This is a genomic window from Candidatus Protochlamydia phocaeensis, from assembly GCF_001545115.1.
Lineage (GTDB): Bacteria > Chlamydiota > Chlamydiia > Chlamydiales > Parachlamydiaceae > Protochlamydia_A > Protochlamydia_A phocaeensis.
The window spans coordinates 193,794-205,818 of the sequence record NZ_FCNU01000002.1; the positions used below are offsets into that span (position 1 = coordinate 193,794).

General features: G+C 44.4%; 9 protein-coding genes and 1 pseudogene. 7 read left to right on the forward strand and 3 right to left on the reverse strand.

The annotated features are described in order from the left end of the window. Nucleotides 1-83 precede the first annotated feature (83 nt). The 4 genes from BN3769_RS00775 to BN3769_RS00790 are packed head-to-tail and all read left to right on the forward strand — an operon-like array spanning nucleotide 84 to nucleotide 2,814. On the forward strand, nucleotides 84-635 hold the full coding sequence (locus tag BN3769_RS00775; protein WP_068466575.1) for a hypothetical protein: 552 nt from the start codon (nucleotides 84-86) through the stop codon (nucleotides 633-635). A 6-nt stretch (nucleotides 636-641) separates the two neighbouring features. Beyond that, nucleotides 642-1,115 (forward strand): tetratricopeptide repeat protein, encoded by a 474-nt coding sequence (locus BN3769_RS00780; RefSeq protein ID WP_068466576.1) that lies wholly within the window; start codon nucleotides 642-644, stop codon nucleotides 1,113-1,115. A gap of 22 nt (nucleotides 1,116-1,137) precedes the next feature. Continuing rightward, entirely contained in the window at nucleotides 1,138-2,232 is a 1,095-nt protein-coding gene (locus tag BN3769_RS00785; RefSeq protein WP_068466578.1) for a hypothetical protein, read from the forward strand. 18 nt (nucleotides 2,233-2,250) lie between these two features. Next, a complete protein-coding gene (locus BN3769_RS00790; RefSeq protein WP_068466581.1) occupies nucleotides 2,251-2,814 on the forward strand; it encodes a hypothetical protein in 564 nt (187 codons plus the stop codon). Between the two features lie 54 nt (nucleotides 2,815-2,868). Here BN3769_RS00790 and BN3769_RS00795 read toward each other — a convergent pair whose 3' ends face one another. Further along, nucleotides 2,869-3,558: an SAM-dependent methyltransferase gene (locus tag BN3769_RS00795; protein WP_068466583.1), complete on the reverse strand. Its 690-nt coding sequence runs from the start codon at nucleotides 3,556-3,558 to the stop codon at nucleotides 2,869-2,871. Between the two features lie 116 nt (nucleotides 3,559-3,674). Between BN3769_RS00795 and BN3769_RS00800 the strand changes: the two genes are divergently transcribed. Continuing rightward, a complete protein-coding gene (locus BN3769_RS00800) occupies nucleotides 3,675-4,385 on the forward strand; it encodes a hypothetical protein (protein ID WP_068466586.1) in 711 nt (236 codons plus the stop codon). Between the two features lie 340 nt (nucleotides 4,386-4,725). Here BN3769_RS00800 and mgtE read toward each other — a convergent pair whose 3' ends face one another. Next, a complete protein-coding gene (gene mgtE, locus BN3769_RS00805; RefSeq protein ID WP_068466603.1) occupies nucleotides 4,726-6,129 on the reverse strand; it encodes a magnesium transporter in 1,404 nt (467 codons plus the stop codon). A 433-nt stretch (nucleotides 6,130-6,562) separates the two neighbouring features. Between mgtE and typA the strand changes: the two genes are divergently transcribed. Further along, on the forward strand, nucleotides 6,563-8,383 hold the full coding sequence (typA, locus tag BN3769_RS00810) for a translational GTPase TypA (protein ID WP_068466587.1): 1,821 nt from the start codon (nucleotides 6,563-6,565) through the stop codon (nucleotides 8,381-8,383). Between the two features lie 402 nt (nucleotides 8,384-8,785). On the opposite strand, the gene BN3769_RS00815 is transcribed toward typA, so the two are convergent. Continuing rightward, nucleotides 8,786-10,861: a tetratricopeptide repeat protein gene (locus BN3769_RS00815; RefSeq protein ID WP_068466589.1), complete on the reverse strand. Its 2,076-nt coding sequence runs from the start codon at nucleotides 10,859-10,861 to the stop codon at nucleotides 8,786-8,788. A 517-nt stretch (nucleotides 10,862-11,378) separates the two neighbouring features. Between BN3769_RS00815 and BN3769_RS00820 the strand changes: the two are divergent. Continuing rightward, nucleotides 11,379-12,025: pseudogene (locus BN3769_RS00820) on the forward strand (hypothetical protein); the annotation flags it as partial.

Genomic DNA, 12,025 nt, shown 5'->3' on the forward strand with positions numbered 1-12,025 from the left:
CTATAATTTGTTATAATTATGCTTTACTTATGTCATTTTTAATTATTAATAATATAGACGATAAGGAAAATTAGGAGGTTAATATGGCGGAACGCAGTAAGATGATCGAGGATGATCTGGCCATTCGTTTGCCTACCCACGATATTTTGTCGACTCCAGTTCTTATTGAAGCCGTCAAATTTTATGCCTACCATGGCAAAGAAATTAAAAATAAAATCGACCAAATCGCTGCCGAAGTGACGCAACGGCAAGAGAAAATGAAGTTCCTTCACGAGATTGTTCAAGAGCTCAATAGCTCTATTGATGGATCGGACAAATTGGATATCGGTAAAAACGAGCAGTTAAAAGAGAAGCTTCGCATCGCCAAAGAGATGGGGGTTAACATTCCGCTCGATTCAAAATCGAGTGATACAAATGTCATTGTAAAAACGTCTTTTAGTTCGACTGAACGTGATCGCTTATTAGAAAATTTGCACTTAACTGCCGATACCTGGGATAAAGAAAATAAGCAGCAAACGCAGAAGATGCAAATTTATATTCAAGAGTCTGACCGTTATTTGATGTTGGCCAATCAAGTCTTGAAATATGAAGATAAGCCGAAACGCTCGGCATTATCAGGTATTAAAGGGAGCTAATGGAAGATGCTAGGCGAATCCTTTGATCAATTCGAAACCTATCTGTTAGAATTGATGGGCAAGCAGCCGGACGGAGAGAACATCCTTGCACTTTCCCTTAAGCAAGAAAAAGAGATGTATTATATGGCTTATCATCTCTATCGGGATCAGCAATTTGAAGACGCATGCCATTTTTTCCGCCTTTTAGTCGTTGTCAATCCCCTAGAGCCCAAATATTGGAAAGGATTGGGGGCGAGCTTGCAAATGCTGCAGCATTATCAAGATGCATTGAACTGCTATATTTGCACGCAAATTCTGCATCGCGATCAGCCAGATCCCTATCTATACGTCTATGCTGCAGATTGCTACTTTGCTCTCAAGCAAATTCCATCGGGCTTAAAAGCCTTAGAAGCCGCTCGCTTGAGTGCGGAAGAACAGCAGGATCCAAGAGTCCTCAAGCATGTGGCCTTAATGAAGGAAGTCTGGTCAAAACAAGCATAATAAAATTATATAGGATACGATTATGGCAGTCGGAACAAAACAACTATCGTCCCTCCAAGCTATTGGAGATATTGAAGCCGACCTAAGAGCATTGGATGTCAAAAATGTAGATAAGGCTAATCAAGGCCGTGCTCTGCATGAGATCTACAATAAAGATGTGTTTTTTGAAGAAGCGATCAAGGCTCCTGAAAAAGAAGCCTTAAGGCCTTCTTTTTCGAGCAAGCTCCAACCTTGGTGGCTTGAGCCGCAAAAAATGACGTCGGTTAATACTGGCAAAGCAACACTTGATGCAGCAGCTATCGAACGGGCTGCACCCATTGGGGCTATTCCTGCTATTGAGAAGCCGGAGCTGGAACCAAACGCCGATCTAAGCTTGGAAATGGCCGTTCCCAAAGTTCAGTCTGCTATCCGCAAAAAGCTGGAAGCTTCCAAAACGGAGCCTGCTCTTGAAAAATCGGTTAGCAAAAAGATTGCTGACCCTACCATTGAAAACAGCCCTAAAGTGGACAGTACGGAAGAGCCTGCAGCAAAGCCGCTTAGCTCCGATGAAATGATGGAAATCATTGCTAAAGTCAGCCCACGCACAATGCATGAGATTATGTCCATTGTGTTAAAAGCCCAGCTTGAGATAGAAACAGAAGGTGCCAATTTATCGAACGACTGTTTTACTAAATTAATCAATGTAAGGAAGCTCCAGGAGCGCACATTGGATGACATTAAAAAAGCGTTGGAAAAAGATGAAAACATCTCCGGATGGATGAAGGCAGGCCAAACGGTGGCATTAGTTGCAGGAGCGATTGCCGGCATTGCCGCTATTGCTGTCACAGCAGGCGCTTCGGCTCCTGTTGTCGTTGCGTTGGGCACAGTCGGTCCTTATGTTTCAGCCGGATTTGCAGCCTTAGTGGCGGGAGGAACTGGCTATGCCAACTACCGTACCAACGAAGACAAGGCCAAATTGGCAGAATTTCAGCATATCCGCAAAAAATCTGACGATCTCATCGAAGATTACCGCGAACGAATTGGAAGCATTGCTGAAACGGACAGCCACTTTAAAGAAAAGCTCATTCAAATTTTGAAGCATTTAGAAAAAATGAAAAACATGGTTGCGTTAAGATAAAAATAGGAGACTAATAATATGCCAATAAATACTACGATCACTGAGAAGGCGACGATTCCATCCCAGTATCAGGCTTATTTCGAGCTCGATCCTAATCTAGTCAAGAAGATGGGCACATTGAGCATTGACTTGATCGTTTTTGAAACAGGATTGGCAGAAAGCCGTTTATCTGTTCAAAATAAACAGCTGGTTCATCAATTGCGCCGCATCGGCCAAAATGAACAAGAGAAGAAAGTAAACGAGAAAGTCGACAATTACCATCGCTATGGCAACCTAGCATCAAGCTGCTTGGCCGGATGCCTCAGCGTCGCTAGCGCCTTTGCAGGGCCGGCTTCTGCGATCGGTGTCGGACTGCAAGCCGTTGGCGGCGTTGTCCAAGCGACAGGCGGCCATTTCGACAAGAAAGCCGATGGGCAGCTCAGCGGTATCGACCACGTTTATCAAATTAAAGGCAGCATCATTGGCGAATACAGCCAAGATATGCAAAAGAGCGATCGCGGATTCGATCAAGGCCAAAGCCTGATTGAACGCGTTCAGCAAAGCCAGCAAAGAACGTGGGAAGCTGTAGCTTCAGCTGCATAACGACTGATGGCATAAGGACGGCATGTCCTTATGCCTCTCTTGCATTGGGCCAAATTACTTTCTGATCTGCAAATAGACCTCGGCTGCTCCCCACGTAAAGGGAGCAGAAAAGCTGCTGACAACCTCAAAAAGAGGCTTGGTTTGATAATCGGTCAAAGGATAGCTGATGCTGATGACTTTAGCCCCCTTTGGGAGGCTTTCCAAGCGGCGGGCGAGCAGAGAAATGAACGAGGCCGAATAGCACGTGCCATATAAATAGATGACCGTCGCCCCTGTAAAATCCGTCGCCAGGATATTTTCCAAGCGAAATTCCACTCCCTTCACCCTCCACTTGGCTTGAACGGCTTGGGCGCGCTCGATGAAGGCGGGAACATAATCGACCCCTACGACTTGGCAGCCGATAAAGCGATTCAACCAAAAACAGGTGCGTCCGCGTCCGCAGCCCAGTTCAAAGACCGTATCGCTAAGCGATAAATGGCAACGGCGCGCAATCAGATCAAGCGTCGTCAAAGGGGTTTCCCCATAAGTATAAACGTTATCCGCCCCCTTTTGCTGCAAAAATTGTTTACTAACGGCAAAAGGATTATGGAATAAATAAGGAAAGACCAAGGCCGAGTCGACTTTGCAAAACAGAGGGTCTGAATAATAATTAAAAACGACCCGCACGTATTCGACAAAGCTGTTTAAGCTGACTTTTAAGTTGATCCAGACCAACTCAATCGCACTTTTCCATTTCGCTTTCAACTTAATGGTCTCTCTTTCATCACTTAAGTTAATAACAATTATCGTTTATTAGCATAATAATTAAATAAAGATTACTTACAATTTAAATTAAGAGACATAAGAAGGAGCCTTGGACAATGCAAGCGCCAACACTTTTAGGACAGACCCGCGCCATCCTCATGCAGACTGGTGCAGCCTTTCAATCTGCTTGGGGAAAAGCCAAACATGCCAAACAAGTGTCAAAAGATTGGATCGTCGCTAAATTTGCCGAAATAGGCAATTATTGGAATACCGTCCTCTGGCCCAATTATTTCAAGGATTTCTACGAAAATAATATTCAGCCCATCACAAAAGGCGATTTGATTGTAGGCGGAACCTGTACAGGGGTGGCTTTAGCAATCACCTTTTTAACTCCCGCCATCTTTGGCTTAGCCACCTTTGCCCTTTCCGGAATTGCCGGCTTTACCATTATCTTGGGAACCTGTGCGTTCCTCCGTCATCAAGTGCGCAGCCGCCATAACGAAATGGCTTGGGACCATGTGGATCAAATTCGGCGTGCTGTCAATCGCACGACCAAGCCCTCTCATCACTTTGCCACAATGGAAGCCTCTGTAACTGAGCTAAAAAAGTCCCGCTTTGGCCATCTGGAAGACAATGTGAAAAGAATAGAAGAGCAAATTCGCACATTCAACCGGACTATCAATTCTCCGCAAATCAATAATGGCAATGCGTTCGATGATGCAAAGAGAAGCTTTCTCACTTTTTTAGAAGGAGAACAAGGAAGGTTGGCCCATCACAAAACCATCGCCGCTCTCCCTGCGCATGCCGACACGGATGTGACCCACTAAGCTGACAAGACGCATAGTCTTTAACGCAGAGGCGCGAAGACGCAGATAAAGAAGACGCAGATAAAAAAGAGAGGGTAAACGCCCTTCCTATTCCACCGCATCTTCGCGCCTCTGTGTTTTACTTTTAGGAAGCTTGACAACCTGAGTGTAGAGCTTTTTACCCGTTGGACTGACGAGAAAGCGCTTGCAGATGAAAAATGGCAAGGCCGTGCCTATTTTTTAATATGGACCGTCGTACCTTTTTATCTCCGAGGCTCTGACGTGGTCGAAAGGGCAAAAAACTCCACACCCAAGCTAACAAAGGACGGGACAAGGGAAAATACCTCCAGCCAACCGCGCGTTAAACCCCGAAAAAGGAGCTAATGACTTTTGCCACAAAAATATACATCAACGTTGACAGCACATCATTGAAAGCCGTTACAATGGGTCCCGAAGCGACGGCTGGATCAATGCGGAAGCGCGCGAAAAAGAAGGGAGATAACGTCCCAAGCAACGTTGCCATTAGACAGGCCCCTAACAGGCCGCAGCTGACTATCGCGCCTAGAACCACGGGATTCGATCCCATATAGTGGATGTCAAAGCGGTTTAAAAGATAAACAAACCCTCCGCATATGACGCCGAAAACCACGCCAATTAAAACTCCAATGCTCAATTCGCTAAAGACGGCATTGCGGCGCGAACCATAAGACAGCTCTCCCGTCGACATTCCGCGCACAAGGATCGTACTGCATTGAATGCCGACATTGCCGGACATTCCGGCAATGAGCGGAACAAAAAGGGCGACAAATGTAAACCAGTCGCGGTCTTTAAAATGAGATAAGGCCGTGGCTGTGACAAGCCCTGCACAGAGCGTGACAATCAGCCAAGGGGCGCGCCATAAAAAGCGCTTGAAAATGGGCTCATGCTCGCTGACATCTTCCGCTGTACCGGCAATGCTGGCGATCGTTTCATCGGCAATGTCTTCCATAGCTTCCACAACGCGTTCATAAGTGATCACGCCCACTAGCCGGTCCCCATCGTCGACAACCGGTAAAGCCGGAATCTTATAACGCTCGACCAGATCGACCACCTCATCGCGAGAGGAATCCGCATGGATTTGATGCAAGATCGGCCGCATCACTTGCCTAATCGGGACATAGGGAGGATTGACGATCAAATTGCGGGCCGGAACGAATCCAACCAATTCATCTTCATCATTGAGCACAAAAATGCGGCGCGTCAAATCAATGCCCGGGTTATCCCGAATGACAGCTGCAACCTCGCCAATTGTCACATTCATGTGAAAAGCAAAAAACTCATTCGTCATCAAGCGGCCGGCGCTGTGGCGGTCATGCTTGTACAAATCCCGGATGCGGGCGGCTTTACGGGGTTCCAAAATCTCCAAAACGCGCTTCATGCGGCGATCAGACATATCGTCCAACATCCAAGCCGCCTCATCAGGAGGCATCCGCTCAAGAAGCCGCTTGATCTCTTGATCGTCAATTTGCGGAAAAATAGCCGTACGCGTATTGCTACCCGTATTAATCATGAAAATAATTTTGGCATTTAAGTCGGGAAGGTTTTCATAAACGACAATGCGCGCACTAGGAGGCAGACGCGAGACAGCATACGCCAAGTCGATGGGGTCATGTTCACTTGCAATCTTGGCAATATCATGGAGCATGAATTGGGAAGTCGGCTTATGAAACGCTTTTTCCAGCTTTTCATTAAGGACGTCATCCAATTGGCTCGTGCGCGAGTCCATTAGATTACCCGATACTACGCTTTCTTCTATTTTGCCGTTCTCATCTTGTACATCCCTTTCCACGTTAGATCCTCTGCTGGTGTATCGGTTTTAAGAGAGTGCCGTCGAATTCATAATAGTTTAGATTCAAGCTTTGAACTCACTTCGGTATATAATCGTCCTTCCTTATCAAAAGTAGCAATAGTTTAGCAATTGCTCAAGCAAAAAGCAACTGATAGAACAACTAACTTAAAACGAATTTTAAACTTGATTTTTTAAAAACAAAAAGTTTATTATTCTTGCATCAATGTTTTAAATTATCAAAAAACGCTCGGATATTCAGCCGAACCTTCTGGTTAATTCTTTTAGGGAGCCTTTCCTAATCCAATAAACCAAATAGCTTTCATGCCTAGTAGACGAGTCAACCAACCTTTTAACCGAAGATTTAATTTGTATGTATTCTCCTGATAAAATTCGCAATATTGCCATTATTGCCCACATTGACCATGGCAAGACCACTTTGCTCGATGCGCTGTTAAAGCAATCCAATATATTCCGTGACAATCAGCAAGTGCGTGAACGTGTCATGGACTCTTATGACCAAGAACAAGAGCGCGGCATTACTATTTTTGCTAAGCATACATCTGTTTACTTTGAAGATTATAAAATCAATATTATTGACACCCCTGGCCACGCCGATTTCTCTGGTGAAGTCGAGCGCATTCTCGGCATGGTCGATTCAGTCCTCTTATTGGTCGATGCGCAAGAAGGCCCTATGCCCCAAACGCGCTTTGTCCTCTCTAAGTCTTTAAAGATGGGAATTAAGCCGATTGTCGTTTTAAATAAAATCGACCGCCCACATGCCAATCCAGACCGCGTCTTAGATTTGACATTTGATTTATTCTCGGAACTCGGCGCAACGGACGAACAACTTGACTTCCGCTACTGCTATGCTTCAGGTTTATCCGGCTTTGCCATTCACCATCTGCATGATATCCATAAGGATATGCGTCCTCTATTCGAACTGATCATTTATGCTGTCCATCCACCACAAGGCAGCCTAGAGAACCCCTTCCTCATGCATGTGTCTACTATCACTTATGATGATTATGTCGGAAGGCAAGCTTGCGGAAAAATCTTGGAAGGATCGATCAAAAAAGGACAGCAAATCATTCACATCGATGAACATGGCACTGAATCGCGCTGCAGCGTCACCCGTATCGAAGGTCACTTAGGAATTGAAAAAGTTGAAATGGAAGAAGCTGGAGTCGGCGATATTGTCATCGTATCTGGAATGCCAGAAGTCACAATCGGCGATACGCTTTGCGATCCGAAGAAAATCGTACGCTTGCCCCGCATTAAGCTCGATGAGCCTACGCTTTCGGTTGATATCACCGTTAACAACAGCCCTTTTGTGGGACGAAGCGGAAAACATGTGACCATGAATAAAATCCGCGATCGCTTAGAAAGAGAAAAGCGCTCCAACATTTCGCTGCGCATTGAAGATCAAAGCGGAGATCAAGACAAAATTACAGTCTCCGGCCGGGGAGAACTTCATTTAGCCGTTCTCATTGAAGCGATGCGTCGCGAAGAGTATGAGTTCAGCATTTCCAAACCCCGCGTTATCATCAAGGAAGAGAACGGCGTTAAACATGAGCCTATGGAACGCGTGCACATTGAAGTTCCGCAAGAATATTCGGGAGCAATTATCGAAGAGCTCTCGCGCCGCAAAGGTGAGCTCCAACTGCTCGATACGAACGAGAATGGAATTACCTCTATCGACTTCTTGATTCCAACACGAGGCCTAATGGGCTACCGCAATGACTTTTTAACAGCCACGCGCGGTCTTGGGATTTTGACGTCTGTCTTTGAAAACTTTGCTCCTTGGAAAGGCACCATTCCTGGCAGAACCAAAGGCGTGCTTATTTCTAACGGCCCTGGCAAAACCAGCGGCTATGCCTGCTTTAACTTGCAAGACCGGGGCGTTCTTTTCGTTTCTCCGGGCGATGATGTCTACGAAGGCATGGTAGTGGGAGAAAACAGCCGCGACAACGATCTTGTTGTAAACGTCACCAAAGGCAAGCAGCTGACCAACGTACGCGCTGCGGGAAGCGACGAGAATATTATTCTTACACCTGCCCGCCGCTTTACGCTCGAACAGGCAATTGATTATATTCAAGATGACGAACTCATTGAAGTCACTCCGGATTCAATCCGCATGCGCAAACGCTTCTTAACGGAAAACGAACGCAAGCGCCAAGCGTCCGGTAAATAAACGAATTAGAATCTGACAAGCGCGAAAGATGAAAAATGGCAAGGCAGCCCAATTTTTAATATGGACCGCCTTGCCATTTTTCATCTCCAACACTTTGACGCAGTCGAAAGAGCAAAAAAAACTCCACACTCAGATTAAATAGAGGGGTGCAAGCAATAGCGGCACCCCTTCTGATCCCCTTTCTCTATGCTCTTTTACGTGCTAGGGTTTATTTCTTTTTAGTAAAATGACAGGACGGGTCCGGATCAAAAAAGTAATTCCATAGGATACACAGAAATTACAGAGAGGAAGTTTGCTAACATCGACAATTCTTCTAAAAATTGTCCCTGTCATCCTGAATTGAATGAAATTTGAACGAGAATGAAAGCTATCGCCTTCATCCTCGTCTATCGATCGATTGCCTTATTTTTCATCTTTTGATTGGCTAGACAGCTCTGCAATGAACTGGCGGAAAGGGGTCGTCTGCCTAAGCCCCTCTAACCAGTCGTCGTGAAGCAGGTCTTCGATGGCCGGTAAGACGCCAAATAACTGCGCCTTTTCAATATAGTGCATTGCATGCGAATAATTAGACGTTAAAGAATAGAGCCCTGCTAATTGATAGAAGGCTTGATTATTTCCAAGGGAGGCCGCTTGCATGAGATGATGCTCAGCCTGTCGGTATAGAGTATGCGAACGTTCAGGATGATGAATATCATGCACTAATAAAGCCAAATTAATTAAAGAGATCCCAAAGTCCATGTGAATGATCTCATCTTCTGGATCTTGTTCCAGGAGAAACTGAAAATGCTCCATTGCTTTGTAGTAAGGCTCCACGTCAAACATCGCTTCACCCAAATGCGACAAGGCCAAAGCTAAATTATAACGGGCTTGCGTGTAATCGGGATCCAGCTGAAGCACATGGGTCAATATTTGAATCGCTTTTTCAAAATGGCGCGGCTCCTCTGCAAGATCGCCTAAAAGATCGAACGCGCAGCCATAATTATAGATCCATTCCAAATCCACATCTTCATTTTCTAAATCAATAAGCGGCTGCTTTAGCGCATGCTCGAATTTTTCAATGGCCTGCTCGGCAAATTCAGCTTGATCGCTCACTTCCGCTAATTTCATTAGAGCAACGCCCCAGTCATTCCAGAATTGAGCAAAAGATCCTCCCCCGCATTCAATGACATGGGCACAATAGCGGACAGCCTTTTCAAATAAGACCTCTTGATCAGTCAGCTCCCCTAAAGCAAAATGCGCTAAAGCCATGCCATACCACAGAAGAGGATTCTGCCGCGATAAAGAGAGGCCATACTGGAATTTCTCTATTGCTTGATTGTAATAGTCTTCTTCCGAAAAATAACGCCCCAGCTCATTCAAACAAGATCCATAGAGATACCAAGTATCCGAACTCTCTGGATGAATCTCTAGACTTTTTAAAATTTTTAATCGGGCAGATTGAATGAGATCCAACCTTTCGTGCTGAGCGCCTAAAAACAACTCAGTCTCTGCCCAGCAACTCAAGATCTGCGGATGATCGGGTTCTAATTTATTCGCTTTAGCGAATTTCTCTAAACTATGCTCCAACTTGTCAAAATCGCGTTTGTATTTTCCCAAAGCGGTTTCCAATTGCCCCCACTTCAACCACAGCATGCTATTATTGGGATTTAATTCTGCCGCCTTAGCAAAACTTGCATCGGCTTGCTCTAAAAGCTTTTCATGAACAACAGCCTCGGTCAAACGTAGAATGCAGCAAGCTTGATTGTACCATCCCTCAAAAGATTGAGGATTATGGCGCACAGCCTGATTGAATAATTTAAGCGCTTCGCTAAAATATTCCTGCCTATGCAATAAAGAAGCCAGATCGGCCAAAGCATGCCCATAATCGTTAAAGAAAGCAGCCACATGGCAGCCCAACTTATCGGCTTGCTGATATTTCTCAATCGCTTGATGAAAATCCAAAGGCTCCCCTGAGTATTTTCCCAACGAAGCTAAACACACTCCCCACTTCCAATAAAATTCTTCCAGAGCCAAAGAAGAAGGCGCTTGCCCTAAAAGCGAGTGGGCCTTTTCAAATCTTTGATGAGCATCGCTAAAATAATGCGACTCCCCTTCAAAAATTCCCATCTCAATTAAAACCAATGCATCTTTATACCAGGCATCAAATAAAAGCGGCTCTTTTTCAATTACTTGCATAAAGGCTTGATGAGCGAGCGCTAGACAGCGCATATTTCCTGTATACGAAGCAAAGATTACGCCCTGCTCATGAAGAATAACTGGAGAATAATCAGAGACTTGAGCAGCAACATTGAAGCTTTCAAGCACTCTATGATTGCCTTGAGAAAGCTGCTGGGCTCCCTGAATGATTAGCAAGCGAGCGAGCAATGCCCTCTCCTCTTGCTTCATACTCGTCCAAACTGTGGAGTCTTTAAAACCCTCTAATTTTTCAAAATTTTGAGAGTTTTGAATGTCAATTAACGCTTGATGAATGGGTGTCATTATATGCCATTTATTTAAACGAACTCATTATACAAATTCGCCTGTTTTTAGCGAAATGTTTAATTACAAATCCTTGTAAATAAACATTTAAAATAACAATCCATCCTCTAAAGGTCAACTTCTCCCCCTTTTCTCTTAATTTTTAAGCCAGACGCATGCATTTTTAAAGCGAATGTCACCCCTCTACACGACGCCCTTCTATCTCGCTAAGAGGGGCATTAAAACCCATCATAACCTCAACTATCGGTTATGACGGGTTTTACTACACCTCTAAGAGATTTAATGCAGACACCAAAAACAACAAGGCAAAGGCCAGAATCAAACTTTCTTTAGCACTCTAGATTAAATTAATTATTAATAAATACTTTCAAATAAATTAAATTCATGATATAATCAATATAAATTTATTTATTTTATCAAATTAATTTATTAAACATTTAATTTAAATTAATAACCAATTTAAAATTTAAAGATAAAATAGAAGCAAAAACGTTTATAAATTAATAATAAGGTCGTCATGAAGATACAGACTTCTCAATTAAGTTCTTATGAAAATTTTTGCTTAACGGCTAAGGTTACCAAGCCTCTCTCAAATTTAAACAATGGAATTCCTATTTTGGGATCTGCGACTTCTCGTGTATTTGGCTGTATCCTTATTCCTCTCGCATCAGTAGCGGATACAGTGGCTCATTTGAGCTTATTTGCAGGAAAATTGTGTACCGGTATTGTCGTCTCTCCTTATAATACCGTTGCCGGCGCTTTTTTTCCTAAATGGACGGCTCCTCGCGATTTAGAATTATCCTCGGCCCTTATTCACGTTATACGTGTAGTCGAATGTCTATTTACCGCCATTATTCTTCCCTTTGTCTGTTTGATTAACCCCGATCGTGCACATGATTTTATGAGCTATCGGTATGGACCAAATGACTCTCCTGATCAAAAGAGTGTGGAAAAATTAAATCAAGAGATTAAGCATCTTAAGCAGCAATTAAAAATGAAAGAAGCGGAAGCAAATGCTGCGAATAACAAACCTAACCCGTCGAAATCAACTCCCTCTTCAGCGCCTACTCCCAACATTTCCACTTCCACTGCCGGCATTCCTACACCTCCTGCGCCTCCTGCTGCCAACATTCCTACACCTCCCACCTGCCCTCCTCCCATACC

What these genes read in the sequence shown, in the direction of transcription:
- mgtE (WP_068466603.1), bottom strand. Translation starts at nt 6,129, where the DNA reads ATGGACTCGCGCACGAGCCAATTGGATGACGTCCTTAATGAAAAGCTG.
- BN3769_RS00775 (WP_068466575.1), top strand. Translation starts at nt 84, where the DNA reads ATGGCGGAACGCAGTAAGATGATCGAGGATGATCTGGCCATTCGTTTG.
- BN3769_RS00800 (WP_068466586.1), top strand. Translation starts at nt 3,675, where the DNA reads ATGCAAGCGCCAACACTTTTAGGACAGACCCGCGCCATCCTCATGCAG.
- BN3769_RS00785 (WP_068466578.1), top strand. Translation starts at nt 1,138, where the DNA reads ATGGCAGTCGGAACAAAACAACTATCGTCCCTCCAAGCTATTGGAGAT.
- typA (WP_068466587.1), top strand. Translation starts at nt 6,563, where the DNA reads ATGTATTCTCCTGATAAAATTCGCAATATTGCCATTATTGCCCACATT.
- BN3769_RS00790 (WP_068466581.1), top strand. Translation starts at nt 2,251, where the DNA reads ATGCCAATAAATACTACGATCACTGAGAAGGCGACGATTCCATCCCAG.
- BN3769_RS00815 (WP_068466589.1), bottom strand. Translation starts at nt 10,861, where the DNA reads ATGACACCCATTCATCAAGCGTTAATTGACATTCAAAACTCTCAAAAT.
- BN3769_RS00780 (WP_068466576.1), top strand. Translation starts at nt 642, where the DNA reads ATGCTAGGCGAATCCTTTGATCAATTCGAAACCTATCTGTTAGAATTG.